Source organism: Diaphorobacter sp. LI3 (genome assembly GCF_022807955.1).
Taxonomy (GTDB): domain Bacteria; phylum Pseudomonadota; class Gammaproteobacteria; order Burkholderiales; family Burkholderiaceae_C; genus Diaphorobacter; species Diaphorobacter nitroreducens.
In genome coordinates this window covers 2,286,497-2,311,816 of sequence record NZ_CP094346.1, presented here as the reverse complement: position 1 = coordinate 2,311,816, position 25,320 = coordinate 2,286,497, and the positions used below count along the sequence as shown (strand labels likewise).

Annotated in this window: 23 protein-coding genes, 1 tRNA gene and 2 pseudogenes; 11 read left to right on the top strand and 15 right to left on the bottom strand. The window is 66.2% G+C overall.

Annotated elements, in window-relative coordinates:
* The first annotated feature begins 121 nt into the window (after positions 1–121).
* The 6 genes and pseudogenes from MRB47_RS10720 to MRB47_RS10695 form a co-directional block, all read left to right on the top strand.
* Positions 122–1,612 (top strand): NAD-dependent succinate-semialdehyde dehydrogenase, encoded by a 1,491-nt coding sequence (locus MRB47_RS10720; protein ID WP_252100663.1) that lies wholly within the window; start codon positions 122–124, stop codon positions 1,610–1,612.
* A gap of 168 nt (positions 1,613–1,780) precedes the next feature.
* Positions 1,781–1,854: transfer RNA gene (locus tag MRB47_RS10715), tRNA-Gly, on the top strand.
* A gap of 238 nt (positions 1,855–2,092) precedes the next feature.
* Positions 2,093–3,058, top strand: a pseudogene (locus MRB47_RS10710) (tyrosine-type recombinase/integrase); the annotation flags it as partial.
* A 143-nt stretch (positions 3,059–3,201) separates the two neighbouring features.
* Positions 3,202–4,746 (top strand): IS21 family transposase, encoded by a 1,545-nt coding sequence (gene istA, locus MRB47_RS10705; protein ID WP_252100662.1) that lies wholly within the window; start codon positions 3,202–3,204, stop codon positions 4,744–4,746.
* Between the two features lie 36 nt (positions 4,747–4,782).
* Positions 4,783–5,520, top strand: coding sequence for an IS21-like element helper ATPase IstB (gene istB / locus MRB47_RS10700; protein WP_011805003.1), 738 nt, complete (start codon positions 4,783–4,785; stop codon positions 5,518–5,520).
* A gap of 86 nt (positions 5,521–5,606) precedes the next feature.
* Positions 5,607–6,608: pseudogene (locus MRB47_RS10695) on the top strand (tyrosine-type recombinase/integrase); the annotation flags it as partial.
* Positions 6,609–6,655: 47 nt separating this feature from the next.
* On the opposite strand, the gene MRB47_RS10690 reads toward MRB47_RS10695, so the two are convergent.
* Positions 6,656–7,282 carry a LysR substrate-binding domain-containing protein gene (locus MRB47_RS10690; RefSeq protein WP_252100661.1) on the bottom strand — a complete coding sequence of 209 codons (627 nt, stop codon included), beginning with the start codon at positions 7,280–7,282 and terminating at the stop codon, positions 6,656–6,658.
* Positions 7,283–7,388: 106 nt separating this feature from the next.
* Between MRB47_RS10690 and MRB47_RS10685 the strand changes: the two genes are divergently transcribed.
* The 5 genes from MRB47_RS10685 (at position 7,389) to MRB47_RS10670 (ending at position 12,520) form a co-directional block, all read left to right on the top strand.
* Positions 7,389–7,688 carry a helix-turn-helix domain-containing protein gene (locus tag MRB47_RS10685; RefSeq protein WP_003282197.1) on the top strand — a complete coding sequence of 100 codons (300 nt, stop codon included), beginning with the start codon at positions 7,389–7,391 and terminating at the stop codon, positions 7,686–7,688.
* Between the two features lie 82 nt (positions 7,689–7,770).
* Positions 7,771–8,859: an IS5-like element ISDisp1 family transposase gene (locus MRB47_RS10680; RefSeq protein ID WP_011803559.1), complete on the top strand. Its 1,089-nt coding sequence runs from the start codon at positions 7,771–7,773 to the stop codon at positions 8,857–8,859.
* Between the two features lie 12 nt (positions 8,860–8,871).
* Complete coding sequence (locus MRB47_RS19990; RefSeq protein WP_411275685.1) at positions 8,872–9,288, top strand: helix-turn-helix domain-containing protein; 417 nt, start codon at positions 8,872–8,874, stop codon at positions 9,286–9,288.
* 93 nt (positions 9,289–9,381) lie between these two features.
* Positions 9,382–11,115 carry an ATP-dependent nuclease gene (locus tag MRB47_RS10675; RefSeq protein WP_252100660.1) on the top strand — a complete coding sequence of 578 codons (1,734 nt, stop codon included), beginning with the start codon at positions 9,382–9,384 and terminating at the stop codon, positions 11,113–11,115.
* Positions 11,102–12,520: a UvrD-helicase domain-containing protein gene (locus MRB47_RS10670; protein ID WP_252100659.1), complete on the top strand. Its 1,419-nt coding sequence runs from the start codon at positions 11,102–11,104 to the stop codon at positions 12,518–12,520. The genes MRB47_RS10675 and MRB47_RS10670 overlap by 14 nt, the downstream gene beginning before the upstream one ends.
* Here the strand turns inward: MRB47_RS10670 and MRB47_RS10665 are convergent.
* The 14 genes from MRB47_RS10665 to MRB47_RS10600 form a co-directional block, all read right to left on the bottom strand.
* On the bottom strand, positions 12,517–13,254 hold the full coding sequence (locus tag MRB47_RS10665; RefSeq protein WP_252100658.1) for a TIGR03747 family integrating conjugative element membrane protein: 738 nt from the start codon (positions 13,252–13,254) through the stop codon (positions 12,517–12,519). The two genes, MRB47_RS10670 and MRB47_RS10665, sit on opposite strands and share 4 nt — an antisense overlap.
* On the bottom strand, positions 13,251–15,407 hold the full coding sequence (gene traD, locus MRB47_RS10660; RefSeq protein WP_252100657.1) for a type IV conjugative transfer system coupling protein TraD: 2,157 nt from the start codon (positions 15,405–15,407) through the stop codon (positions 13,251–13,253). Before traD ends, MRB47_RS10665 begins: the two co-directional genes overlap by 4 nt.
* Positions 15,408–15,415: 8 nt before the next feature.
* A complete protein-coding gene (locus MRB47_RS10655) occupies positions 15,416–15,949 on the bottom strand; it encodes an integrating conjugative element protein (RefSeq protein ID WP_252100656.1) in 534 nt (177 codons plus the stop codon).
* Positions 15,946–16,566 (bottom strand): lytic transglycosylase domain-containing protein, encoded by a 621-nt coding sequence (locus MRB47_RS10650; protein WP_252100655.1) that lies wholly within the window; start codon positions 16,564–16,566, stop codon positions 15,946–15,948. Before MRB47_RS10650 ends, MRB47_RS10655 begins: the two co-directional genes overlap by 4 nt.
* Positions 16,551–17,270: a TIGR03759 family integrating conjugative element protein gene (locus MRB47_RS10645; protein ID WP_252100654.1), complete on the bottom strand. Its 720-nt coding sequence runs from the start codon at positions 17,268–17,270 to the stop codon at positions 16,551–16,553. The genes MRB47_RS10650 and MRB47_RS10645 overlap by 16 nt, the downstream gene beginning before the upstream one ends.
* An 86-nt stretch (positions 17,271–17,356) precedes the next feature.
* The gene (locus MRB47_RS10640; RefSeq protein ID WP_252100653.1) at positions 17,357–18,004 is read right to left on the bottom strand and encodes a hypothetical protein; all 648 of its coding nucleotides are present in this window, start codon (positions 18,002–18,004) and stop codon (positions 17,357–17,359) included.
* Positions 18,001–18,570 (bottom strand): PilL N-terminal domain-containing protein, encoded by a 570-nt coding sequence (locus MRB47_RS10635; RefSeq protein ID WP_252100652.1) that lies wholly within the window; start codon positions 18,568–18,570, stop codon positions 18,001–18,003. The genes MRB47_RS10640 and MRB47_RS10635 overlap by 4 nt, the downstream gene beginning before the upstream one ends.
* Positions 18,571–18,767: 197 nt before the next feature.
* Positions 18,768–21,041: a helicase-related protein gene (locus MRB47_RS10630; protein ID WP_252100651.1), complete on the bottom strand. Its 2,274-nt coding sequence runs from the start codon at positions 21,039–21,041 to the stop codon at positions 18,768–18,770.
* 100 nt (positions 21,042–21,141) lie between these two features.
* The gene (locus MRB47_RS10625; RefSeq protein ID WP_013721855.1) at positions 21,142–21,447 is read right to left on the bottom strand and encodes a hypothetical protein; all 306 of its coding nucleotides are present in this window, start codon (positions 21,445–21,447) and stop codon (positions 21,142–21,144) included.
* A gap of 101 nt (positions 21,448–21,548) precedes the next feature.
* Positions 21,549–22,658, bottom strand: coding sequence for a DUF6094 domain-containing protein (locus MRB47_RS10620; protein WP_023657726.1), 1,110 nt, complete (start codon positions 22,656–22,658; stop codon positions 21,549–21,551).
* Between the two features lie 65 nt (positions 22,659–22,723).
* Positions 22,724–23,374 carry a hypothetical protein gene (locus MRB47_RS10615; protein WP_252100650.1) on the bottom strand — a complete coding sequence of 217 codons (651 nt, stop codon included), beginning with the start codon at positions 23,372–23,374 and terminating at the stop codon, positions 22,724–22,726.
* A gap of 84 nt (positions 23,375–23,458) precedes the next feature.
* Complete coding sequence (locus tag MRB47_RS10610) at positions 23,459–23,824, bottom strand: hypothetical protein (protein ID WP_034031705.1); 366 nt, start codon at positions 23,822–23,824, stop codon at positions 23,459–23,461.
* 89 nt (positions 23,825–23,913) lie between these two features.
* Positions 23,914–24,525, bottom strand: a complete 612-nt coding sequence (locus MRB47_RS10605; protein WP_023124351.1) for a DUF3275 family protein — start codon at positions 24,523–24,525, stop codon at positions 23,914–23,916.
* Between the two features lie 55 nt (positions 24,526–24,580).
* Positions 24,581–25,132, bottom strand: coding sequence for an STY4534 family ICE replication protein (locus MRB47_RS10600; RefSeq protein ID WP_023124352.1), 552 nt, complete (start codon positions 25,130–25,132; stop codon positions 24,581–24,583).
* Between the last annotated feature and the right edge of the window lie 188 nt (positions 25,133–25,320).

Sequence of the window (25,320 nt, the reverse complement as noted above, 5' to 3'; positions counted from 1 at the left end):
GGTATGGCAGCGCAAGGCATCCCGTCGTGACCAACCCGCCATTATAGATTTCACCCTTGCGTGCACACGGCGCTATCCTGCCCCTTTGCCCTGCCCGCCGCGGCCTTCCAGGAGCCACCCCATGGACATGAAGACATCACCCCTTTCCCTGCTCAAGGATCCGAGCCTGCTCAAGACCGACGCCCTGCTGGGAGGCCAGTGGTTCGCAGGCGGCGCACGCTTTGCCGTGCACGACCCGGCCACGGGCCTGAAGTTGGCCGATGTGGCCAACCTGGGGGCCAAGGAAGCCGAGCTGGCCATCGCCGCCGCCAACGAAGCATGGCCCGCATGGAAGGCCAAGACCGCCAAGGAGCGCAGCACCATCCTGCGCCAGTGGTTTGACCTGCTCATGCAGCACCAGGACGACCTGGGCCGGCTCATGACGGCGGAACAAGGCAAGCCCTTGCCCGAGGCCAAGGGCGAGGTGGCCTATGGCGCAAGCTTCGTCGAGTGGTTTGCCGAGGAGGCCAAGCGCGTGAACGGCGAGGCCCTGCCGCAGTTCGACAACAACCGCCGCCTTTTGGTGCTCAAGCAGCCCATCGGCGTGTGCGCGGCGATCACGCCGTGGAACTTCCCCTTGGCGATGATCACGCGCAAGGTGGCGCCGGCGCTCGCGGCGGGCTGTCCGGTGGTCATCAAGCCGGCCGAGCTCACGCCCCTCACTGCCCTCGCCGCGGCCGAGCTGGCGTTGCGCGCGGGCATTCCCCCCGGCGTGCTGAGCGTGCTGACGGCCGATGCGGAGAACTCCATCGCCATCGGCAAGGTGCTGTGCGCAAGCGACGTCGTGCGCCACCTGTCGTTCACCGGCTCGACGGAGGTCGGGCGCATCCTCATGGCCCAGTGCGCGCCCACGGTGAAGAAGCTGAGCCTGGAGCTGGGCGGCAATGCGCCGTTCATCGTGTTCGACGATGCCGACCTCGATTCCGCCGTGGAAGGCGCCTTTGCCAGCAAATACCGCAATGCCGGGCAGACCTGCGTGTGCACCAACCGCTTCTACGTGCAGGCGGGGGTGTACGACGCCTTCGTCGCCAAGTTTGCCGCTCGCGTAAAAACCGCGAAGGTCGGCAATGGCTTCGAGGACGGCGTGAACCAGGGCCCGCTGATCGAACCCGCCGCGGTGGACAAGGTACAGCGCCACCTGGACGACGCCATCGCCAAGGGCGCCAGCGTCGTGACGGGCGGAAAGCACCTGGCGGAACTGGGCGCGGGCCAGTTCTTTGAGCCCACGGTGCTGGCCAACGCCACCGCTGGAATGCTGTGCGCGCGCGAGGAAACCTTCGGCCCGCTGGCGCCGGTCTTCAGGTTCGAGACCGAGCAGGAAGCCATCGCTGCCGCCAACGCCACCGAGTTCGGCCTGGCCAGCTACTTCTACAGCCGCGACGTGGGCCGCATCTTCCGAGTGGGCGAGGCGCTGGAATATGGCATGGTGGGTGTGAACGTCGGCATTCTCGCGACCGAGCATGTGCCCTTCGGCGGCGTCAAGCAGTCGGGCCTGGGGCGCGAGGGCTCCCACTACGGCATGGACGACTATGTGGAGATCAAATACCTCTGCGTGGGAGATATCCAGAAGTAGAGAGCACTTTTGCTTCTTTTTTCGTAGCTGCCAGCGCTTGCTCCTATTGCCCGATGGCCAGAAATGCCCACGAACCTATGTACCGGCAGGACAGGCTGGACGTCGGCCGGCGCAGAACGCACGGTTGCCCGGAAAGCACGCGGCAGTGCGCTAGAATCCACCGACTTTGCGGGCGTCGTTCAATGGTAGGACCTGAGCTTCCCAAGCTCAAGACGTGGGTTCGATTCCCATCGCCCGCTCCACTGCATCATTCTGCGGACTTCCGCAGAAGTCCAAGAGAGTTTGCAAGTCGTTGCCACACAAGGACTTTTCCTCTCTTTGACGTTCTGCCGTAGTCCACTGCGATCCGCCTACAGCCGGGACTTTTAAGTCCACAAACAAGTCCATTTTTGCGGGCGCGGCTGATTCCGGATTGTTGATGGAGGGGCGAGGTCGACGTGACCAGCATCTGGTTCCTGACTCATGTTCAGGAGCAAGAGCATGGCACTCTCAGACTTGGCCATTCGACAGGCCAAGGCAACTGGCAAGGCATACACCCTCCCTGACTTGGATGGCCTCTCCCTGGCCGTCACGGCTGCAGGGGGCAGGACTTGGCACTTCCGCTACTACTGGGCGGGCAAGCAGAAGCGGATGTCGCTCGGCACCTACCCGGAGGTGACGCTTCGCGAGGCCCGCAGCCTGCGCGATGAAGCGCGCGCCCTGCTGGCCAAAGGCATCAATCCTCGCGTTCACCGCAAGCAGAAGCGCACTGCCGTCCGGCTCGCCGACGAGAACACCTTCGAGGCGGTGTATCGCAAGTGGCTCAAGCATCGCGGGCTCAGCCTCAAGGAAGGCCGGCAGACGACCCTCTCGATACTTCCGCGCATCTTCGACAAGGATGTGCTGCCCGCCTTGGGCAAGCGGTCGATCTATGAGATCAAGCGTCCCGACCTCTTGGAGGTGATCGCCAAGATCGAGAAGCGCAGGGCGCTCTCCGTCGCCGAGAAAGTCAGGACGTGGTTCAACCAACTGTTCCGCTACGCGCTGGTGATCGTGCCGGGCCTGGAGCAGAACCCTGCCTCCGATCTCGATGTGGTGGCGCTGCCGCTGCCACCCGTCAACCACAACCCGTTCCTGCGCATGGCCGAGCTGCCGAAGCTGTTGCAGCGGCTGCGCAGCTATCGCGGCAGGCGGCAGACCCAGCTCGGGCTGCGGCTATTGCTGCTGACCGGCGTGCGAACCGGAGAGCTGCGACAGGCGACGCCGGATCAATTCGATCTGGACCGTGGGTTGTGGATCATCCCGCCCGACGTCGTGAAGCAACTCCAGTTGGATATGCGCAAGAAGCGGCAGCAGGCGAAGGACATCCCGCCCTACATCGTGCCGCTGTCGATTCAGGCCATGGAGATCGTCCGGCACCTGCTGGATGCGTATTCCACGCGATGGCGGACACGATTCCATGCTGATGGCGGACAGTGTTCCAGCGTGATGGCGGACAGTGTTCCACGCTGAAGGCGGACAGCATTCCAAACTGATGGCGGACACCTGCGGGGTGTTCTGAGTGACCCGAACGCGGCATACGCTGCCCGGTTTTTTGACCGGAACCAGCGATGCCCACACCCAGGGTCACCATGAGCAAACTACGACACACACTGCAACTGCTGCACCGCGGGGCCTTGAGCACCCGTCAAATCGGTGCCGCCCTCGGCATCTCCAAATCCACTGTCAGCGAGATAGCCAGCTACGCGCGCGTGGCCGGCGTGGACTGGGCACTGGCCCAGAGCCTGAACGACGACGAACTCCAGGCCCGGCTCTACAAGCCACCCGTGGCGCGCGAGTCCCGGCACCTTGAACCCGACCACGCCCACATCCACCGCGAACTGCGCCGACCTGGCGTGACGCTGCAGTTGCTTTGGGAGGAATACCAGCAACAGCACAGCGGGCAGGCGTACAAGTACAGCGCCTTCTGCGAGAAGTACAAGGCCTGGGCCCGGCGCCTGCAGCGCTCCATGCGCCAGACCCACACGGGCGGTGACAAGCTCTTTGTGGACTACGCCGGCCAGACCGTTCCCGTGGTGGATGCCGACACTGGCGAGATACGCCAGGCCCAGGTCTTCGTGGCCGTGCTGGGCGCATCGAACTACACCTACGCCTGCGCCACCGCCAGCCAGAAGACCACCGACTGGGTGGCCAGCATCATTAGCGCGCTGGAGTTCATCGGCGGCGTGCCCCGCCTGCTGGTGCCTGACCAGCCGCGCGCCCTCATGGCCCGACCCGACCGTTACGAGCCCACCGCGCACCGCCTGCTCGAAGAGCTCTGTGCGCACTACAGCCTGGCCGTGATGCCCGCGCGCCCGGCCAAGCCACGCGACAAACCCAAGGTGGAGGTCGCTGTGCAGGTGGTCGAGCGCTGGATTCTGGCCAGGCTGCGCCACCAGACCTTCTTCAGCCTGGCCGAGCTCAACCGGGCGATTGCCGCCTTGCTGGTGGACTTGAACCAGCGCGCGTTCAAGAAGCTGCCGGGCAACCGCACTAGCGCCTTCGCCGAACTCGACCGGCCAGCCCTGCGCCCCCTGCCGCCGGTGCGCATGCCCATCGCGCGCTTCAAACCCGCCCGCGTCAACATCGATTACCACGTTGAGCTCGATGGCCACTACTACTCGGTGCCCCACGCCCTGGTGGGTGAGCCGGTGGAGTTGCGCATCACGGCCGGCACGCTCGAAGTCCTGCACGGCAGCAAACGCGTGGCCGCCCACGCCCTCAATCCCCGACGGGGTGCACACACCACCACGCCCGAGCACATGCCGGCCTCGCACCGGGCGCACCTGCAGTGGACGCCGGCCAAGCTCATCGCCTGGGGTGAGCGCGTGGGCGCGGCCACCGCCGCCGTGGTGCGCTGGCAGATGGAGCACCGCCAGCATCCCGAGCAGGGTTACCGCTCCTGTCTGGGCCTCATGCGCCTGGGCCGTGAGTACGGGGCTGACCGGCTGGAGGCCGCCTGTGCGCGGGCGCAGTCGATTCGCTCACCGTCCTACAAGAGCATCGCCTCCATCCTGGGCTGCGGCCTGGACCAGCGGCCGCTGGATGCGCCGATGGCCGCACAGGCGAGCCTGCCGCTGCACGAGAACGTGCGCGGGCCGGGCTACTACCACTGAACTCCAACGTGCAAGCAAACCTAACAAGGAAGAACCATGCTCAACGAACAGACCTTGAACCAACTGCGCGCCCTGCGCCTGGACGGCATGGTGGCCGCCCTCAGCGACGCGGCCACCCACATCACGGCCAGCGAGCTGCCCTTTGAACAACGCCTGGCGCTGCTGGTGCAGCGCGAGGTGGACTGGCGTGACAGCAAGCGCCTGGAGCGCCTGTTGAAGGCGGCCCGCCTGAAGGTCTCCAGTGCCTGCCTGGAGGACATCGACTGGCGCGCCAGCCGGGGCCTGAGCCGAGAGGTCATCACCAGCCTGGCCGGCGGGGACTGGCTGCGCCATGGCCACAACGTGCTGCTCACCGGCGCCACCGGGTGCGGCAAGACGTGGCTCGCCTGCGCACTGGGGCAGCAGGCCGCGCGCCTGGGCTTCTCGGTGCTCTACACCCGCGCGCCACGGCTGCTGCAGGAGCTGCACGTGGCCCACGGCGATGGCAGCCTGGGCAAACGGCTGGCGCAACTGGCGCGGCTGGACCTGCTCATCCTGGACGACTTCGGCATCGCGCCGATTGCCGCGCACGAGCGAAACGACCTGCTGGAATTGCTGGACGACCGGGTGGGCACGCGCTCGACGCTCATCACCAGCCAGTTGCCGGTGACGGCCTGGCACGCCTGGCTGGACGAGCCCACGCTGGCCGACGCCATCCTGGACCGCATCGTGCACGGCTCGCACAAGATAGCCCTCAAGGGCGAGTCGATGCGCAAGCTCACCAAGGCCGTCTGAGCCGGCCGCGCCGACCGCCATTCCACGCTGATGGCGGACACTTCGGCTACGATTTGAGCGTCACTCAGGACACCCGCGCAACGTGTCCGCCATCGCCTGGAACGCTGTCCGCGATGGGAATGGAATCACTGTCCGCCATCAGTGGAATGCGCATGCTGGATGAGTTCAAGCCGGCCCAGCGCCACCTGTTCCGGCACGACAGCGACTTGAAGAAGCGCATCAGCGAGAACACGCTCAATGGTGCGCTCAAGCGCATGGGCTATCAGGAACGCCTGACCGGACACGGCATCCGCGGCACGATGTCCACTGCGCTCAACGAGATCGGCTACCCGAAGGTCTGGGTGGATGCACAGCTCTCGCATGTCGATCCCAACAAGGTCAGCGCGACCTACAACCATGCCGAGTACGTGGAGCAGCGTCGCCGCATGATGCAGGACTGGGCCGATCGGCTCGACCTCTTCGAGCAGAACCAGGTCGAGGCGGCCAGCATGCCGCTCACCGTGCATCTGGAAGGCGTACCCGCATTCCCGAGTGAGCAAACCGCAAGCGCACCCTCCACGCCGGTTGCCGCTTCGCCAATCCTGCTGGTGACGAAGCCGGGTGACGCCATGCCGTTGGTTTCTGCCGCCGCACATCGGCTGCCGGCGGTTCCGCCCCCTCGATCGGCCGCGCCGCTGGTGCCTTCGGACATTCAGCGCGAGAGGATGGAGCTGTTCGATGTCTTCGAAGCGCCGCACAACCTTCCCGTCGCGGCGTTTGCCAAGATGGCGGGCAAGTCCCGCAGGTGGATCAGCTACGAGATCAAGGCGGGCAACTTGCTGGCGTTGAACGTAGGCAACCGCGGCCAGCGCGTGCCGGACTGGCACCTCGACCCACTCAAGCACGAGCTGATCCAGTCCGTCCTGAAGCTGACCAGGGGTGCGGACCCTTGGCAGATCTACCATGCACTACTGCAACCGCGCTCGATGCTGCGGGGGTGTTCGGCACTGGAGGGCGTGACGGCCGGCAATCTCGACAAGCTCGTCATGGCAGTGAGCACAGCCGTGAAGGAAAGCGAATGGACCCCGCCGCGAGTCGGGGTCGCCTAGCAGCAGGAATGCGGGATCGTGGCGAAACCGCGATCCCCGCGCGTCTGTCAGGACACCAAGCGCGCGCGGCGGGCGAATCTTGCCTGGGTGTCCGACAAGGAAGCCTCGCGACGGAGCAGGTAAGCCATCACGATCGTTGGTGCGCCGGCCAGCGGCCGCATGGCGATGCCTCGGCGTAGGTAGCTCGCCAGTCTCGCGGCGGGCGCAATGGTGATCCCGTACCCGGCGGCAACCAGCGTCATCACCACATCGAATGTCTCCACCGTTTGCTCCCGCTCCTGCAGCGCGTTCTCGAACACGCGCTGCACGGTCATGCGCCATGGTTCATGAGCCGTGGACTGCGAGCAGATCAACGGCTGCTTGAGCACTTCCTGACACGGCACTTCACGGTAGGCCAGCAGGTGGGAGCGCTTGGCCACGGCGACCGCCAGCGTGTCATGCCACAGCGGCTCGCATACCCAGCCAGGCCACTGCCGGGCAACCGCAGACAAGGCGAAGTCGAAGCCGTCGCCCGGCAGCTCCGCGCCTCGACCGGGATCTGTCCAGCCGGCCAGGACGGCATGAGTCTCCGGCTCTTCGGCACGCTGCAGGGCGAGCACGTCGGCGAGCTGGGGAGGCACCCATTCGCCGAGGACGGCCATGCGAATTTCGGCGGTGATGTCACTCGATTCCACGTCCAGCTCCCCCCAGGTGGTGAACTCGTGGCAACTGATCTCGAATCCGTTGAATGAGTTAAGTTTAACGTGGTTTAAATCGTGACCGTGTTCGACGCTCTTGGCAATGCCAAAGCGTTCGATCCAAAGGGGCCGCCCCACCGGCACCACTACCTACGAAGCGGAACCAGCCATCGCGTTTGGGGCTGCCGTGCGGGAAGAAAGAACCAACCAGGGTATCGCTCAGGAAACGCTGGCCCACATGGCCGGCATCGAACGGTCGCACATGGGCAAGATCGAGCGCGGCGAGCATGTCCCCACGCTCCCTCTCATCCTCAAGATCGCCCGTGCGCTGAAATGCAGTTCCGCCCACTTGATGACTCTGACCGAAGCCAAGCTGGCAGAGTCGGCCCCATCCGCAGATTAACAGGCCGTTGAAAAATCCCCCGCCGACGCCCGCGTTGGCCGCTACGATCTGAAGCCATCGGTGAACGACCCAGACGAGGACGATGAGAGGCAGTCAAGATTTCCAGGGGGCGATGTTCAGCTACATCAGCCTTGAAGAGCGCGTGCCGCAGGCACACCCGCTGCGCAAGTTGCGCGCGGTGGTTGATGCGCTGCTGGCAACCATGAACCGCGAGTTCGAAGCGGTGTACGCCCGCCGTGGCCGCCCATCGGTGCCACCGGAGATGCTGCTCAAGGCCTTGCTGCTGCAGATCCTGTTCTCCATCCGCAGCGAGCGCCAGTTGGTCGAAGCGATCAACTACAACCTGCTGTACCGCTGGTTCGTGGGCCTGAACATCGAAGACAAGGTCTGGGACCACTCCACTTTCAGCGCCAACCGCGAACGTCTGTTCAACGAAGACCTCGCCCGCGCCTTCTTCGAGCGCGTCAAGCTCAGTGCCCAGTGGGGCAAGCTCGCCAGCGACGAGCACTTCAGCGTGGACGGCACGCTCATTGACGCCTGGGCCTCGCACAAGAGCTTCAAGCGCAAAGACGACGACAGCGGCACGCCGCCTGGGCGCAACCCCGAGGTGGACTTCAAGGGGCAGGAGCGCTGCAACGACACCCACGAGAGCACCACGGACGCCGATGCCCGGCTGTTCAAGAAGAGCCAGGGCGACAAATCCCGCCTGTGCCACATGGGGCACATCCTCATGGAGAACCGCAACGGGCTGATCGTGGATGTCGAGATCACCCACGCCAGCGGCACGGCCGAGCGCGAGGCGGCGCTGGCCATGTTGGAGCGTCGGGGCAACAGGAACAAACGGGCCACGGTCGGTGCCGACAAGGGCTACGACAGCAAGGCCTTCATCAAAGGCTGCAGAAAGCTCAAAGTCACGCCCCACGTGGCGGCCAAGGACAAACACTCGGCGGTGGATGCGCGAGTGACACGGCACGAGGGCTACAAGACCAGCCTGAAGGTGCGCAAGCGCATCGAAGAGGCCTTTGGCTGGATCAAGACCGTCGGTGGTCTGGCAAAGACCAAGCTGATCGGTCAGGCCAAGCTCACGGGCCAGGCGCTGCTGTGCTTTGCCACCTACAACCTTGTGCGAATGGGCAGCATCGGCGGCTGGTGGGACGCGCATCATGCGTGAGCCCAGGGATACGTGCGCCCGAAATGGGCGGGAGGGCCTGCAAACCGGCCAGATGGGCCGTTGCAATCGCTGCGCAGACGCGTCTGGGCAGCTCGTGTCTTCGCACTCAGCGTCCCTGATGCGTTCGAAAAGCACTTTTTCAACGGCCTGTTAGTCGGCATTTCGCCGGCCTACTTGAGCCGTATCGAGCGTGGTAAGGAGTCTCCGCCTAGGCCTGAGGTCATCAAAGCTCTAGCGAAGGTGCTGGCGGCAGATCCCGACGTGTTGTTCCGCCTATCGCATTCGACTGACCCTGAAGTCGTCGACTACTTGCACGCGCAGCCTGAAGCGATGGCTTTAGTGCGATACCTCAAGGAGGCGTCATTGCCCGCAGAGGACGTCGCAAAGTTGTTGGAGCTTGCCGAGTCGCTGTCTCGCCCTACCAAGTAGAGAACTGGGCAGGAGGCCTGCAGCAGGCGGCCCGAGTGGATAGTGAGGTGTTGCGATTTCAGTGGGAGCGGCTTCAATGCGCGGGGGATACGCATGGCACGAATCAGAAAAATCCAGATCGCCAACTTCCGCGGCATCCAGCTGCTGACCTGGTGCCCGACGCCTGGCATCAACTGCCTGATCGGTCCGGGCGACAGCGGCAAGTCCACGGTGCTGGACGCGATCGACCTATGTCTGGGGGCCAGACGCAATGTCCAGTTCTCGGATGCGGACTTCTTCGGCCTGGACATCACGACCCCAATCAGCATCACGCTGACGCTCGGCGACCTCGATGACAGCATGAGGACGCTGGAGGGCTTTGGTGCATTCCTGCGCGGATACCACGCCAACACTGGCGTCGTCGAAGACGAGCCCTCTGCCGGCGCGGAGGTTGTGCTCTGCCTGAACCTGACGGTCGCCAGTGACCTGGAGCCCTCGTGGACCCTCGTCTCCGACCGCGCCGCACAGCAAGGCATCGTCAAGACGCTCGCATGGAAGGATCGCGTCGCCCTGGCGCCCACTCGCATCGGCGCGCTGGCGGACTTCAACCTGGGATGGCAGCGCGGCTCGGTACTGAACCGCATCTCGGAAGAGCGAGCCGACGCTTCGGCCGCCCTCGTCAAGGCCGCCAGAGATGCGCGGAGTGGCTTCGGAGACCAGGCCGAACAACAGTTGGGAGAAGCGCTGGGGATCGTCACCACCACTGCTCAGGAGCTGGGCGTCAACATCGGCGCCAAGGCCAAGGCGCTGCTGGATTCGCATTCGGTGTCGTTCGGTGGCGGCACCATCTCCCTGCACAACGAAAGCGGCATCCCGCTTCGCAGCCTGGGCGTCGGGTCCACGCGTCTGCTTGTCGCTGGCCTACAGCGCAAGGCGGCCGGTCAGGCGTCAATCGTGCTCTCGGACGAACTGGAGTACGGGCTGGAGCCGCACCGCATCGCGAGGTTCTTGGGCTCCCTCGGAGCCAAGGAGGCCGCTGCTCCGCTGCAGGTGTTCCTCACCACCCACTCACCCGTGGCGCTGAGAGAACTGTCGGGCGACCAGCTCTTCGTGTTGCGCCGCGGCCCCCTCGGCCATGAGGCTCGCCTGGTCGGCGCCGACAATGACATCCAGAGCACGATCCGCCTCTATCCCGAGGCCTTCCTGGCTGGCTCCGTGGTCGTGTGCGAGGGAGCCAGCGAGATAGGCCTGCTGCGCGGGCTGGACTTATACAGGCTTGACCAGAGGAATGCGTCACTGGCTGCATTGGGCGTGGCGCTCGTCGACTGCGGTGGCGGGGAGCCGGATCGACCGTATGCGCGCGCCTCCGCATTCCAGTCTCTGGGCTACCGGGTGATGGTGCTGCGCGACGACGACAAGAAGCCCACACCTGCGGTCGAGCAGGCTTTTGTCGAGAACGGTGGCACCGTCGTCGCCTACCGCGCGGGCCGTGCGCTGGAGGACGAGCTGTTCGGAAGTCTCACGCCGGTTGCCTGCCAGAGACTGATCGGCTACGCCAACGAATTGCATGGCGACCTGATCGTCGAACACCTGCGCACTGTCTCGAACAACACGCTCACCTTCCAGCAGATCTGGGACGAGATCCAGAACACCGGCCTCCTGTCGGCCGAACGCAGGGCCATTCTTGGTCAGGCGGCGCGCATCCGAAAAGCTGGCTGGTTCAAGCAAATCTCGTGGATGGAGGACGTGGCGAGGACCATCGTTGCACCGGACCTGCATCTTTGCGATCAGGGATTCCGCGCTCTGATGGACCAGGTATTCGGGTGGGCCACTGATGGACCACGTTGAAATCGACCTTCGTGCAATCCAACGCGGAACCGTCACCGCACCGGCCGGCTGCGGCAAGACACAGCTGATTGCCCAAGCGCTTGCCGGTCATCGGGGCAACAAGCCCATTCTCGTGCTGACACACACGAATGCCGGGGTCGCGGCCTTGCGTGGCCGGCTGGACCGCGCCGGTGTGCCAGCCAGCGCCTATCGATTGAGCACGATCGATGGCTGGGCTATCCGGCTCATCTCGACCTTTCCGGGCCGCAGCGCCCACGATCCGGAGATTCTGCGGCTGGCTGCACCTGCGCGGGACTACCCGGCTATCCGCGACGCCGCCTGGAAGCTCCTGCAGGCCGGGCACGTCAGTGAGGTGCTGAAAGCCTCGTATGCGCATCTGATCGTGGATGAGTACCAGGATTGTTCGGTGCCTCAGCACTACATCGTCTATTTCCTCTCGTTGATCCTGCCGACCTGCGTGCTGGGCGACCCCATGCAGGCGATCTTCGGGTTCCGGGGCAATGCGCTGGCCGACTGGAACCAGCACGTGTGCGCACATTTTCCTGTCGTCGGGGAACTGGCAACGCCCTGGCGATGGCGCAACGCCGGCGCGGAAGCGCTGGGACAATGGTTGCTGGAGGCCCGCCGGTTGTTGACGGCGGGGCAGTCCGTGGATCTGCGTAGTGGGCCACCGGAGCATGTGAACTGGATGCAGGCCGTACCACCCAACGACCATGCCCAGCGCCTTGCCGCTGCGAGGACGGCATCGCCAACCGCTGACGGGCGCGTGCTCATCATCGCCGATAGCCGCAACCGAGCAGCTCAGCAGAACTTTGCGAGCCAGACGCCGGGCGCTTCGACGGTCGAGGCCGTCGATCTGCAAGACCTCATCGCCTTCGCCAGCAGCTTTGAAGTGGGGGCACCGAATGCCCTCGCGCAGTTGCTGGCGCTTGCACAGAGCGTCATGACCAATGTGGGCGTGGCGGAGTTGACGCGGCGCCTGGAGTCGTTGGCAAAGGGAACTGCAAGGAATCCTCCGAACGAGGCAGAAAGCCGCGCGCTGGCGTTCGGGCGCGCGCCCTCTCTCGCTGCGGCCGCCGCGCTGTTGTCGGAACTGCGTGCACTGCCGAACGTGCGTGTGCATCGGCCGGCCATCCTCTACGGCGTGCTCAAGGCGCTCCGAGAAGCCTCGTCGGGAACCGTCCCTCTGGCAGAAGCGGCCCGGCGCGTGCGGGAAGAGAACCGGCTATTGGGGCGCCCGCTACCAAAACGCGCCGTAGGCAGCACGCTGTTGCTCAAAGGGCTGGAAGCGGAAGTGGCGGTGCTGCTAAATGTCGATGGCATGAACGCACAGAACCTTTACGTCGCCATGACCCGTGGGTCGATGAAGATCGTAGTGTGTAGTGCCAGTCCAGTGATCGGCTAGAGATACTTCTTGAACGTCGCCGCCGCAATGCACACCGCCACGCCGAGCAGTGCCGCGCTGGGCAGCAGGATCAGCAGCGGGTTCACGCTGACCGGCAGTGCCAGGTAAGTCACCCACGGCAGCACGGCCAGCGGGATCAGGCTGGCCCTGGCGCGGTGATAGATGAACCCCGACTCGCGTCCCGCGCCGAAGCGGCGGATGTCCCGGCGCACCAGGCCGTCCACGAGGCCGACGAAGGCGGCCATCAGGAACAGCGGCAGGGTCAGGCACAGCACCAGCAGCCGCACGAGGAAGACCAGCGTCGTGTAGGCCGCCGCGATCAGGTAGCTCTCCACGTTCACGTAGACCAAGCCCAGGTAGTAGCGGAAATCCTTGGCCGGGCGATGGCTGCCGGCGCTGGCCTGCGCCGAGGCATCGCGTACCCAGTCCAGCAGGCCGCTTTTCTCGAACAGCCCGTCGTAGCCCTGCTCGACCAGCCGGTGCGCGGTGCGCCCCGGCTCCTGCACCAGCGCGCTGCGCGTGAAATGCGTGGAGAGTTGATCCAGCTCGTAGTGCAGCATGCCCTGCGCGTGGCGCCAGCCCTGATCGGGCCAGAAGAAGTGCATGCCGACGCATTCGATCAGGATGCACAGCAGCAGCACGCCGAAGAAGCGGAACGGCAGCGTGACCAGGCCGGCGATCAGCCCCTGCTGTCGTTGCTGCTGGCGCTGTGCCGCGACGGCCGGATCGCTCATGCTTCGGCCTCTTCAGCGGCGGCCATCTGCTTGAAGTCGTCCAGCAGGTCGTCGGGCAGCGCCTTGTCCTGCAGGCCGGGGATGCCTTGGTTCTCCCACCAGTCTCCTGCCTCGACGTAGTGCTGTCGCATGTAGCCGGCCAGCTCCTGCAGATCCTTCGGCATGGCTTCGTCGGGGTCGGGTGCCGGCAGCGGCATGCGGACTTTCCAGAGGTTGCCGCCCTCGGTCAGCGCGAAGCACTGCCCCTTGGGCAGCGCCACCACATGCGCCGGCTCGATCAACGGCACGCTGTTGCTGCTGATGCGGTCCTGGGTGTTGGACGTGAAGGCGGTAGTGCCGTGCGGGTCGGAGCTGTCGGTGGCGCCGCTCATCAGTGCCGTGGCGTACACCTCGACCTTGGGCAGTTGTCGCGTCAACAATTCGGCGGTGGCGGTCTCGCGCACGCGCAGCATGAACAGGTTGTTGAAGTTGCCGACCACCTGGCCGGCCTTGGCACGGTTACCGATGCGCGCCTCGATGTCGCTCAAGGTCTGCGTGTAGGCCGTCACCTGTACGCCGGCACCGCCGCCCTTGTTGACCATCGGAATGAACTCGTCGCCCATGAGTTCATTGAATTCGTCGGCGTGGACGTTGATCGGAATCTTGGCGCCCACCGCGGCGCCGGGCAGCCCGTCGTCGATGCCGAACTTGTAGATGTGGCCGGCGACCGAGACCAGATCGCTGAACATCGAGTTGCCCACCGCCGCCGCGACCTCGGCGTCGGACAGCGCATCCAGCCCCACGTAGACCACCGCGCGTTTGCGGATGACCTGCATCCAGTCGAAGATCGGCCTCGGGTCGGACAGGTCGGAATAGTTCGGTGCGAGCAGTTGGGCGATCTTGCCGGTGGTGAGCTTCTCCAGCAGCGGCAGCAGCGATGCGACGATCTTGTCGAAGTACGTCCGGTCGTAGCGCACGGCGCTGCGCAGGCCGTCAAGCACCGGGTCATAGATGCGCACTTGGGACAGGTACTGTTCGAGGGCTACCACGCGCTTCTCGCGCCCGATCATGTTGCGCGGGATGTTCTTGTCGTTGAGCTTGCCTTCGAGTTGGACGATGACCTCCCAGGCCTTCGGCTCGTTCGTGGCGAAGTAGTGCTGGGCGTACTCGATGAACAGCGCGTCGATGTTGATGACGTGGCGCTGGATCAGCAGGTAGTCCGGCCGCTGCCCCAGCTCGACCAGCGCGCGCGCGATGATGTTGACGAAGCGCCAGGCGAATTCGCGGAACGCTGCGCTGTTGCCTTCGCCCGAGAGCTGTCCGGCGATGCGCGTGGCCACCTCGGAGATCCGCCCGAACCTGCCGACGGCGTTGTAGCGCGCCGAGATGTCTGGCCAGCCCAGATGGAAGACGTAGAACTCGCCTTCGCGCCCGGCGCGCTTGGCCTCGACGTACATGCGCTTCAACAGGTCGGCATCGCCCTTGGGGTCGAAGACGATCACCACCTCGTGCTCGCCGCGGACCTTGCGGCGGATGTCCTGGGTGATGAACAGCTCGGCCAGCCGCGTCTTGCCCACGCGCGTGGTGCCCAGCACCAGGGTGTGGCCGACGCGCTCGCCCAGCGGCAGGGTGACGTCGACCTCGTGCGGCTCGATGCCATGCAGGCGCGGCAGTCCGCCGACCGGCGGCAGCGGCCGCGCCGGGTTGAGCGGGCTGTCCCAGGCCAGCGCGCGCGCCAGCGTCGAGACTGGAAATGGTGCGAACTCAAGCCGCTCCTCCAGCCGCCGGGCGGCCCGGTAGATCGCCGTCGGCTCGACGTAGCGGCGGAACTCCGGCCGGTAGGTCTGCATCAGCCGGTGCGTGTGCCGCTGCTCCCAGCGAAAGCCCCGGCCGACGAACAGCCGTTGCTGACTCACCGGCACGTCGCGGCTGGTCATCACGTAGCGCGGCAGGCGGCGGATGTTGCGGCGATAGCGCAGGATCGCCCAGGCATCGCGCAGGCGAATCGCGCCGAAGGTCAGGAAAGCCAGCGCCGAGCCCAGGCCGAGCAGCGGGTTCAGCGCGAGCGACCACGGTGCCACCAGGCACAGAATCGCGGCGCCGGTGCAGACCGCCACGGTGTAAAGCTCCACCGCTGGCCGCAGCAGAACCTCGACCGCATGCGGTTGGGCCATTTGCGCACCTACTGCTCGACGCCGGTGGACGTGATGAGCACCGGGTAGTGGCGCAGGCCCAGGCGCTGGGCCAGGTCGTCGCCGGAGGCCGGCGAGAGAGTCAGGCCGGGAGCCAGCCTACGCAGCGCCGTCAGCGCGGCCATCGACTCCACGTTGACCACCAGCCCCACGGCCTGCAGCTCTCGCAGCGCGGCCTGCCGCCGCCGCAGCCAGGCGCGCGAACGCTCGTCGTCGCCGATCAGGAACAGCGCGGTCAGACCCGGCGCCCGGATGACGCGGCGCTGCACGTCGCCCGGCGACAGTTGCGTCGAGCGCACCGGCAGCATGGCGGCTTCGGCGTCGGCCGCGTTGCCCGCGCGAGGGGCTGGCATCGGGGCCGGCGGTGTGGCCTGATCCGGTTGGGGATTCAGCGACCGGTAGTACGGCAGCGCTGAGGCGCCGCCGCGGTCTTCGACGACGATCAACGGCGCGGAGGCGGTCTTGGCGAAGACGGTGGTCGTGGACAGCAGCCCGATGGCGGCGATGAGGACGATGTGGTTCATGGCGTGGTGGCCTGGAGGGTGGGAACGGGAACGCCGGGGTCGAGCACGCGGGTCAGGTGCCGATGCACACTGCGCCGGTAGCGCGCCGCGGGTGCCCCGCCGGCGGGCCGGTGGTAGCGGCCGATGGCAAGCAGCCAGTCCTCGCCCGGCGTGTGCTGTTCGTGCAGGATTTCCGCAGCGATGGCGAGGTTGCGGTACGGGTCCAGCAGCTCGCAGGGCTGCGTGTAGCGATGCGCGTGGTAGCCGAGATTGACCTGGCCGAGGCCGGCGTCGATGCGATTGGCCGGCGTGTGGGCGAGCGCACGGTGCAGTCCCGCACAGGCCTCGGCGCGGGTGGCGTAGCGCTGTGGCGTGCCGGCGACGTTGAGCGTCCACGGCCAGGGGATCAGGCGCCCGCGCAGCATGGCGCCGCTCTCCTGCAAGGCCACCGCGTACAGCACCGCCGCCGGCACGTCTGCACGATGCGCCGCCAGTTGATAGGCCGGCGGCGGCACTTCCCGAGCCAGGGCGGCCAATGCCCAGCCGCCGGTGGTGAGCAGCAGCACGGCGCTGGCGCAGCGGATGGCGACGCGGGATGGCCGACGCTCCCGGCCCGGAGTAGCTATTGCCGCTGCCATTGGCCGTTCACCTCGCGCACCACGGCCGGCAGATCGCCGGGCAGCCCGAGCGACAGCCAGCGCCCCGCATCGTGGTTGAGCGTGATGGTGCGGGCGCGCACCCTGGCCGGGTCGATGCCCGCCTGGGTGGCCCACTGCCGGATGCGCGCGTCGTCCTGACGGCTGCCGACCATGTAGAGATCGAAGGCCGTGCCGGCCGCCTGCAACTGCTGCACGCGCTGCGCGCACGGTGCGCAGTCGGCCTTGATGAAGACGGCTAGGCGCCCCGAGCCGGTGTTGCCGGCACCCTGCGCCTTGGCGCCGGGCAGGCTCACGCGCGGCTGGCCGGGAAACAGGCGCTGCCACGCCGCGTCGTAGGCCCGCTGGTAGGCCAGCGTCTTGCCGACGCGCCGGGCCTCGGCCTGCACCTGCAACTCCGCGTAGCGCCTGCGCTCCTCCTCGCTGCGGGCCTCGATGCCCAGCGCCGTGAGCGGATCGAGCTGGGGCGAATAGACCCCGAGCGGCCCCTGCATCAGTTGCCGGTAACGCGCCCACTCCTCGGGGTGAAGCCCCCACTCCCGCGCCTGCCTCTCGTCGAGCGCGGCATCAGTGCCCGGCTGCACCTGGGCGGGCACCATGCGCGAGTTCGTCACCGGGGCCGGCTGGGCGGATGCGCCGAAAGCGGCGAACAGAACGACGGCAGCGAGCAACGGCCGCAGGTTCATGGTCAGCCTCCGCCGAGCCGCCTCAAGGAGGCTGAAGCCCCCTCGGGGGGCAGCGAACGAAGTGAGCGTGGGGGTCACGGCACCTCCTACGGCACCGCAACGCGCTGCGTCTGACCGTTCACCTGGAACACGCCCGCCTGCGCCTCGATGGACTGCAGTTGCCAGCCGCCCTCGGCATCGCCCTCGCGCAGCAGCCGGGCGCCCGCGAGCGAGGCCGCAGCGGTGGAGGTGATCGACAGAAAGCGCTCGCCTCCGCGCAGCTCCACGCCGAGCACCCGGAACGGCGGCTCGGGCACCTTGGTCTTCGTCGCAACGGGAGCGTGCGGGCGAGCGGCGGATGCCACCTGCCGGGTCTTCTCCAGGCGGGTTTCGATTCCGTTCACGCGCGTCTGCAGCGTCTGCAGGTCGATGGCCAGGGCCCTCGCCTCGTCGGCCTCTTCGAGGCGCGTCATCCGTTCGTCCAGCGCCTGCCGCGCATTGGCGAATTCGGCCTGGCTGATCGGCGCCGGCCGGCGCTTGCCCGCATCGGCCTGTTGTTCGAGATCGGCCACGCGCAGGCCCAGCGCATTGACCTGCGCATCCTGTGCGCTGCTCTGGGTCTGTTCGGCGAGCCGCGACAGGCCGACGCTGTTGATGAGTGCTACAGCACTGATGAGCAGCAGCCAGAAGGCCGCGGCGATCTTGAGCCAGCGCGTGCGGGAATTGCGCTCGGATGGCGCTTGGGGAAAGGTCATGGCTGCATCTCCTCGGGCCGGTCGACGTCCGGCACAGGCGTGGCGGTGCCGGGCGGGTTGGCGGAAAGGAAGGCGGGAGCACCGTGCCGGCTGAAGCAGACTTGGCGGGTCACGTCATCGACCGACAGCTCCCAGGCGGGGCCGGCAAGGGTCAGCAAGGCATCGCGCAGCATCAGCGGGCCCAGGCGCAGGTGTGCGGCGGGCAGCGGCAGCGCGTAGAGCGCGGCGGCCTCGGGCGCATCGCAGAGCCGGTAGCCCGAGCGCAGGAGCACATGGCGCATGGCATCGCCCACGCTGGCATCGAGCATGGGCGGAATCGAGACCTCCACCGCCTGTTGCAAGAGATCACGCTGCGCAGGTTCCGGCACCAGCTCGACCAGGGTGTAGCGGCCGTAGCGGGCCACCGGAACGAAACCCGGCTCCGGCGCGACGGCGGTTGGCGATGCGGCCGGCACCGCTGGCGCAGACGGCGCGGCGGTCGTGGCGCAGCCGACGGCGAACAGGCTGCCGGCCAGCAAGCCAGCGGCGAGGGCCAGGCGGTGAACAGCGCGGATGGATGGTTGCATGGAGGGCGCTTCCCTGGAACACGGAGCGCTCACCATCGCCGCCGCTTGGCCTGCGGGCAGCAAACAAAACGCACTGACGCCCGCCCGAATACATGGAGGGCGGCGCCATGGACTGTCATACGCCCAAGAAAAACGGCCCCGAAGGGCCGTGGAAGGAAGCCGGCGACCCCGAGGGGCCGCCGGCATGAGCACATGGATCAGACCGTGACAAGCTGCCGTGCCAGTGCCACCTCCACCGAGTCGCCGTCCTGGTTCAGAACATCCAGGCCCGACTCGGGTACGTCGCCCGACGTGCTCTGCGACACCATGATCTTCCGGGCCATCAACCCCAGGCAGGTCATCTGCGAGGAATCGGCGTAGCCGAGGTAGATCACGCGCACCGGCTGCTTCTGGCCGATGCGCCATGAGCGTCGGGCGGCCTGCTGCAACGAATACACGTTGTAGCCGGACTGGAGGAACACGATGGTCGGGAACTCCAGCAAGTCCAGGCCGGTTTTCACCAGCTCGGGATTGGTGATGAGCACGTCGATGCCGCGGTCGAGCTGCTCGGCGATCCAGTCTTCCCGGCGGGAGGCATCCACGCTCGCGCGCAGTACCGCCACCTTGAAGCCTTCCTGCTCCAGCAGCACCTTCAAACGCGACGTGGTGTCGCGCGTGCCGGTGTAGACCGAATAGACCAGGGTCTTGCGACCTTCTGCCTTCTCCTGCTTGCAGATCTCGATCAGCTCGCGTTCCTTGGGCATCACCTCCAGCTCGTTGAACTGAGCCGGAACGAACGCCAAGGTGTTGCGCGTGCGCGGATGCACCACCGTCTCCGACCGGAAGCAGCAGTCCGGCCAGGCCAGCAGCACGTTGAGGACTACACCGAGCAGCGTCGTGTCGCGCTTCGCCAGAGCCTGCTTCAGCTCCTGGGTCAGCCGACCGGCCAGATCGCGGTAGGCCGCGGCCTGCGCCGTGTCCATCGCGACTTCGCGGAACTCCTCGTCGTAGGGCGGCAACACGTTGCCACCGATGTCCTTCAACTTGAGGAAGACCGTGAACGGCAGGACGCAACGCAGCACGCCCTTCGGACCGAAGCCCGGCGCCTTGACCGTGCGCACCGATACCTTGGTGCCCTTGGCCGTCTTGTGCGCCGTGCCCGTGCTCTCGGAATAGATGTCCTTGAGCACGCCGTGATCGCGCATGAACGCCATCGCGGCCGACGTCATGCTGCCGCTCTTCGTCGGCCGGTAGCCGTCTTCGATCATCCGCCCCGGCAGGGCTCGGAACAGCAGGTGGAACAGGTCGTCGCCGTAGCCGCCCATCAGTGTGCCGGTGAGCAATAGCGTCTTGCGCGCCTTGGCCGCCAACACGCCCATGGCCTGGCCCTGTGCGGAGCCGCCGTTCTTGTACTCGTGCGCCTCGTCGGCGATGAGCAGGTCGAACGTGCCTTGGGGAAGCTGCCTCTTGATGAACTCGGACGGCTGGTAGCCGCCCTCGCCGAAGCCGAACTCCATGTTGGCCATCGCGCGTTCCATCCGGTGGGCTTGCCGGTCCGAGAAGACCAGCTCGCCGTTGCCATCCATCAGGTTGATGAACTCGTGGATGTTGTCCCCGAGCATCGACGCGAGGAAGGCGTCACCGAACTTTTGCATCAGCTTCTGCGCGGTGACTTCCCCGATGGTTGGAATACGCTTCAGTGCCTTGAGCACGGTCGAGGACTGGTCGCTGGCGGACAGGCCTCTGGGACGGATCAACGACCACAGCGGTGCACGGCAGTGGCTGCACTTGCGGCGGGACTCCTCGGCTTCCAGCTCGACCGGGTTGATCGGCTCGCCGTCGAGGTCGGTGATGACATGCCCGCAATCCGGGCAGGCCCCCACGTCGCCGTGAGGCGTGCGCCGCCGAACGAAGACAGGTTTCCAGTGGAACCCCATCCGCATCCGCACGCGGCCCAGGACGAAGAACTCCTGGCCCTGGGCCGGCACGCCCAACTGCTCGCGCAGTTTCAGCAGCTTGACCAGCGTGTCCGGGCCATTGAGTACCCAGACCTTGGCACCGGCCACCGTCTCCTGGATTTCGCGCCGCCACTTGTAGACTAGGTGGGGTGGCGAGAGCACCAGGGTGCGGCGGTAGCCTTCGGCGTTGAGCACGGCGGCGGTGGCAATACCCACCGTCGTCTTGCCGCAACCCATCTCGCCATTGACGATCGCGGCGCGTTCGCCGCGGTCTACCAGTAGCTCGGTGACGGCATGGACCACATCGGCTTGCGCCGGGAACAGCTTGCGCATGAGCGCGGCGAGGATCAGTTGCCGATGCACCCGCACCTGGCCGGTGTAGACCGGAGGATTGGCGCGGTTGAGCGAGTCGAGCAGCTCGTCGCCGAACTCCGATACGAAGTCCTGCAGGCTGAGCGTGAGGGGTGAAGCAGCCGTTTCGAGCAGGTCGCCCTGCACAGCGGTTTCGGGAACGGTTTCGAGATCGAGGGACATGGTGATGCTCCAAAGCAATGGGGCATGCACCTCCCCCACGGGGCGGTGACATGCCCCTGGGTGGGAAGAAAGAAGCGGCGCGAGGCCGCTGGATGTTGGATCAGTATTCGCTGGGCAACAGCAGTGTGGTGACGCTGCGATCCCATTCGGTGATGATCCAGAGCTTCAGGTCGCGCGTGACCTGGTAGGACGAGAACAGACGATCCTCACCGGATTGCAGCGCGGCGTCGTTCTGCCGTCGATCGCTGTCGTCCAGGTCGCCCCAATCGCCATGAAGATGGCGGCGCAGGTACGGCGAGGGGTTGAGCCGGCCCTGTCGGACCAGCTCGTCGACGCCGGCGGTCATGACCACCTGCCCTGGCGAAAAGCGTGCTTGTGACCCGAGGTTGAGGACTGCGAGTGCCATGGTGGTTTCTCCTTCTGGAAGAAGGGGCCACGGCACCCCGTCGGGGCAACGTGACCCCGGTGGGTGGATGAAAGCGACGGCGAACCGTCAGGGAACAGCGATCAGCGGATGGTCAGCACTTCGCCCCACGTAGGCGAGCCCAGCGTCAAGTCCCATGCACGAATGACCGGCACGAACTTGTCGGTGAGGATGCGTGTCTCGGCCACGGAGCCGTCGTCGCGTTCGGTGTATTCCGTCTGGAGCATCTTCTCCTTGTGGGTGTCACCTTTGACGACGAGCACGCGCCCGCTCTTGGACGTCACTACGCCGGAAATCGCGCCTGCGGCCAAGGCCAGGGCGAGATGCCAGTGCGACAAGGCCCGCGCGGGCGGACGCAGCGACTGCTGCGCGGCGCCCAGATGCGTATCGAGCGCCGGCCAGAGTCCTTGCAGCCGGCCGACTTCATCGGCGAACTGCTCGGGCTCCATCGTCACGCGATAGAAGTGCTCCGGCTCGGCCGGGCTGGCAGGGACGGTGTACGGCAGGAACGGCCATTCGGGCGGCAGCTCCTCGGCTTCGGCGTCACCCTGTCCGATCTGCAGCAGCAGACCGCGCAAGGACTTGGCCGACTCCGACGCCTGGTCGCGTTGACGAATCCTGCGACCGAAGATCACCACCTGCTTGAACTGCGTTTCCACCGCACGGTAGATGCGCAGGTCGGCGAAGTGGCGCGTCAGCCATCCGACCAGCTCGGCGTCGAGCACGTAGGACGGCACGATGAAGATCAGCACGCCGCCGTACTGCAGCAGCGGCAGCGCGCGCTGATAGAAGAGCTTTTCCAGCCGCGCACGGCCCTGGCCCTGATAGCCGATGTTGCCGTTCACGTCCTTGCTCAGGTCGCCATACGGCGGGTTCAGCCACAGCAGCCCGAAGGACTGGCGCGAGATCAGCGTGTCCATCAGATCACCTTGGATGCAGCGATCGACAAGTTGCCGTGCGTGGCGGGCACGCTCGGCGTCGTACTCGACGGCGAAGGCCTGGACCTGCTCGCGCCCGAGGGCGTGGGCGGCTTCGGCAATCGCCACGCCTTCGCCGGCGCAGGGATCGAGGAGGGACATGGAGCCGGGAGACGGCACCAGTGCGGACAAGGCCCGCTCCAGCGTCGGCTCGTCGGTGGGGAAGTAGCCGTTACGGATGAAATTGCGCGCCAGGCGCGGAAACATGAGTGCCATGGATTTCTCCTGGTGATGGATGAGGGAAGGCGGGCACGCGCGGCGCGCATGCCCGTGGGGATGGCTCACGCCACACGCCGAAGCGGTGCGTTCGCGGCCAGTTCGTACTGCGTGGCGCCAAGGGTGCCGTTGCGGATCAGCTCGCCCAACGCCTTCGTCAGCGCCGGGACATCGAGGGCCAGCCGATGGCCTTCCAGCGGCCCGAGGGCCAAGGGAAGACCGGTCAGCATCCGCCGTGTCTGCAACAGCTCCAGCACGGTGTCGCGCCAGTGGTCGAGCAGTGGCAGCGGGCAGGTGTCCTGCACCAGCGTCCACAGCCGGTCGAGCCGGTGAGCGGAATCCCTGGGCAGAAGCGCCAGCGCGCTGGCGTTGGCCTTGTCTGGCTTCACGCAGCGACGATCGAACAGCCACACGTTCGTCAGCGAACCGAACAGCGTTCGCCGATAGGCGCGGGTGATGCGCTTTTCCGGGTTCTCGACGTTGCCGACGAAGACCGAGATGGATGCGCCCTGCTCGGTGATGACGTGGAACTGATCCAGTCCCTGTTCGTCCCGGCCGAGGGTCAGGCGGGCGAGGAACTCCTGAACGGCGGTGTCGCGCGCCCAGATCGAGAGAAAGACGAGATTGCCCTGCTCGTCACCGACGCAACCGTCAGCCATGAGGTCGGGGCATTCGTCGATGCGGTACAGCGGTTTCGCGGAAGAAGGTGCAGGCATGGTGATGTCCTCTTGGAAAAGAAGGAGCAACCACAGCCCGCGGGGCCGTGCTCGCCCCGGTTGGGTGAAGGAAGATGCGTGCCGCTAGACAGCGCGCCCCGCGTGGAAGCGGTGAACCCGCTCGCGCCACTCGGAGCTTTGCACCGGCGCCATGTCGAGATAGCGCAGCGGGCACGAGTAGTAGTACGGATGCACGGACTCATCGAGGGACTTGTAGCCCCAATCGCCGCCCGAGCTTTCCAGAAGATGGCAGCCGATGTAGCAGACGGACTCACCGGCCGCGAGGCCCATGACGCCCGCCTGCCTGGCGGTGACGCGAACCGCGGTCCACAGAACGTCGCCGTCCAGTGTGTGGTCGATGACTTCGCAGCAAGCGCGTTCGGACGCCTGCGGAGCGAGCAGCTCGCGGATCAACTGATCGCGCGTCTGACGAACGAAGGTCCAGCCCATGAGGGTCTCCTTGAAGCAAAGGCCGGAGCCCTCCCCGTCGGGGGAGAACCCCGGCGGGTGGCGGAATGCCGCGTAAGGCGGCGGATGGATCAGGCAGCTTTGAGGTGCCAGTCCTGGGACAACGGAGCGAACTCGTAGCCGAGCTTGTCGAGACGGTCGCGCTGCTGACGCAGCACACGACGATCCACGGTCGCATCGAGCTTCACGGTCTCGCCCAGGGGCCACAAGGCACCAAACAGCACCGCGTCGTCTGCCTCGGCCGAGGCCGCAGCGGACACGGGAGCCGATTCGCTGCCGAACGGCGTGGTATCGACCAGGGGATCACGCGGACTGCGCGACTTCGCCTTCGGCTTGGCCGGGGGCGTTGCCGGCGCGGGCGTCTGCGCTTCCTCGTCGATCGGATCGACTTCCTGCGGACTCAGCCGGCGGGCCTCGTCGCGGCTCAGGGCGTCGATGTTGGACAGTGTCATCCCGCCCAGATGGGCGCGGATCTCGATGACCATGCGGCCGTTGGCGTTGTACGTGGAGGGGCGAATCTCGACGATGACGAAATCACCGTCGTACTTGCCCTCGCGGTACTGATCGAGTTCGGCGTTCTTCACGACGAACTCGCCGATCGAGGTCGCCAGGCGGCCGACGTTGAAGTCGCCGTTCCTGCCGTGGATGGTCTTGATGGCCAGTTGGCCGGGGATGGTGATCATGAAGGTCTCCTGCTGACGAAGAGAAGACAAGGCCCCGGGGATGGGGCCTTGCGGATCAGAACGACTCGGCAACGGCCAATGCGGGGGCATCGGCAGCGTCGTCGGCAGCATCGGCGTCGGGCTTGGAAGGCTCCGGTGCCGAGGCTTGCTGCGCGGCGGGCGCGTCGGACGTCACAGGGACTTCCGGGTCGCGCTCGTCGGTCTCGGTCGGCTTGGGTTCGGCCTTGTAGACGAGCTTGCCGTCGACCTTGATCCAACTGACGAACAGCAGGCGGGCCTTGAGGCTCACCCCCTGCTCGCCGGCACGCTTGCCCTTGGAGTAGGTGAAGGTGTCGGCCCACAGGTCGCCCAGGCGGAAGCCGATCATCACCTTCTTCTCGGCGTCGACCGCCTGAATGCAGCGGCGCACCAGGTGCTGCGCTTCCGAACCCGATACGCGCGTGTCGAAACGCACATACGAGACGTCATCGCTGGGACCGTTCAGAGCCGCGATGTCGCAGGCCAGGAACGCATCGCCTTTCTTGGGCTTCACTTCGCGGATGCGATTGAGATACCCGAGGCCGGTGATGTGCAGATCGAAGTAGGACTTTTCGGTGGAAGTGGTCATGGTGAATCTCCTGAGAACAATGAGGCGGAGACACACCCGACCCAAGGCGGGGAAGGTGTGGAACCCCCGCGTGGGTTGATGGAACAGCTTGGTGGCATCGCCATCGAGAACCGATGGCCGTTCGCGCATGGATGCCGGTGCGAACTGGGGTGATCAACGCGGTCGGAACCGCGTCGCAGCCTTGAAGA

Coding starts and splice junctions, on each gene's coding strand:
- MRB47_RS10675 (WP_252100660.1), top strand. CDS start 9,382: ATGGCACGAATCAGAAAAATCCAGATCGCCAACTTCCGCGGCATCCAG.
- MRB47_RS10670 (WP_252100659.1), top strand. CDS start 11,102: ATGGACCACGTTGAAATCGACCTTCGTGCAATCCAACGCGGAACCGTC.
- MRB47_RS10655 (WP_252100656.1), bottom strand. CDS start 15,949: ATGAACCACATCGTCCTCATCGCCGCCATCGGGCTGCTGTCCACGACC.
- istA (WP_252100662.1), top strand. CDS start 3,202: ATGCCCACACCCAGGGTCACCATGAGCAAACTACGACACACACTGCAA.
- MRB47_RS10600 (WP_023124352.1), bottom strand. CDS start 25,132: ATGACCACTTCCACCGAAAAGTCCTACTTCGATCTGCACATCACCGGC.
- MRB47_RS10635 (WP_252100652.1), bottom strand. CDS start 18,570: ATGCAACCATCCATCCGCGCTGTTCACCGCCTGGCCCTCGCCGCTGGC.
- MRB47_RS10665 (WP_252100658.1), bottom strand. CDS start 13,254: ATGAGCGATCCGGCCGTCGCGGCACAGCGCCAGCAGCAACGACAGCAG.
- MRB47_RS10645 (WP_252100654.1), bottom strand. CDS start 17,270: ATGAACCTGCGGCCGTTGCTCGCTGCCGTCGTTCTGTTCGCCGCTTTC.
- MRB47_RS10720 (WP_252100663.1), top strand. CDS start 122: ATGGACATGAAGACATCACCCCTTTCCCTGCTCAAGGATCCGAGCCTG.
- MRB47_RS10610 (WP_034031705.1), bottom strand. CDS start 23,824: ATGGGCTGGACCTTCGTTCGTCAGACGCGCGATCAGTTGATCCGCGAG.
- MRB47_RS10640 (WP_252100653.1), bottom strand. CDS start 18,004: ATGACCTTTCCCCAAGCGCCATCCGAGCGCAATTCCCGCACGCGCTGG.
- istB (WP_011805003.1), top strand. CDS start 4,783: ATGCTCAACGAACAGACCTTGAACCAACTGCGCGCCCTGCGCCTGGAC.
- MRB47_RS10630 (WP_252100651.1), bottom strand. CDS start 21,041: ATGTCCCTCGATCTCGAAACCGTTCCCGAAACCGCTGTGCAGGGCGAC.
- MRB47_RS10685 (WP_003282197.1), top strand. CDS start 7,389: ATGCCAAAGCGTTCGATCCAAAGGGGCCGCCCCACCGGCACCACTACC.
- MRB47_RS10625 (WP_013721855.1), bottom strand. CDS start 21,447: ATGGCACTCGCAGTCCTCAACCTCGGGTCACAAGCACGCTTTTCGCCA.
- MRB47_RS10650 (WP_252100655.1), bottom strand. CDS start 16,566: ATGGCAGCGGCAATAGCTACTCCGGGCCGGGAGCGTCGGCCATCCCGC.
- MRB47_RS10605 (WP_023124351.1), bottom strand. CDS start 24,525: ATGATCACCATCCCCGGCCAACTGGCCATCAAGACCATCCACGGCAGG.
- traD (WP_252100657.1), bottom strand. CDS start 15,407: ATGGCCCAACCGCATGCGGTCGAGGTTCTGCTGCGGCCAGCGGTGGAG.
- MRB47_RS10620 (WP_023657726.1), bottom strand. CDS start 22,658: ATGGCACTCATGTTTCCGCGCCTGGCGCGCAATTTCATCCGTAACGGC.
- MRB47_RS10680 (WP_011803559.1), top strand. CDS start 7,771: ATGAGAGGCAGTCAAGATTTCCAGGGGGCGATGTTCAGCTACATCAGC.
- MRB47_RS10615 (WP_252100650.1), bottom strand. CDS start 23,374: ATGCCTGCACCTTCTTCCGCGAAACCGCTGTACCGCATCGACGAATGC.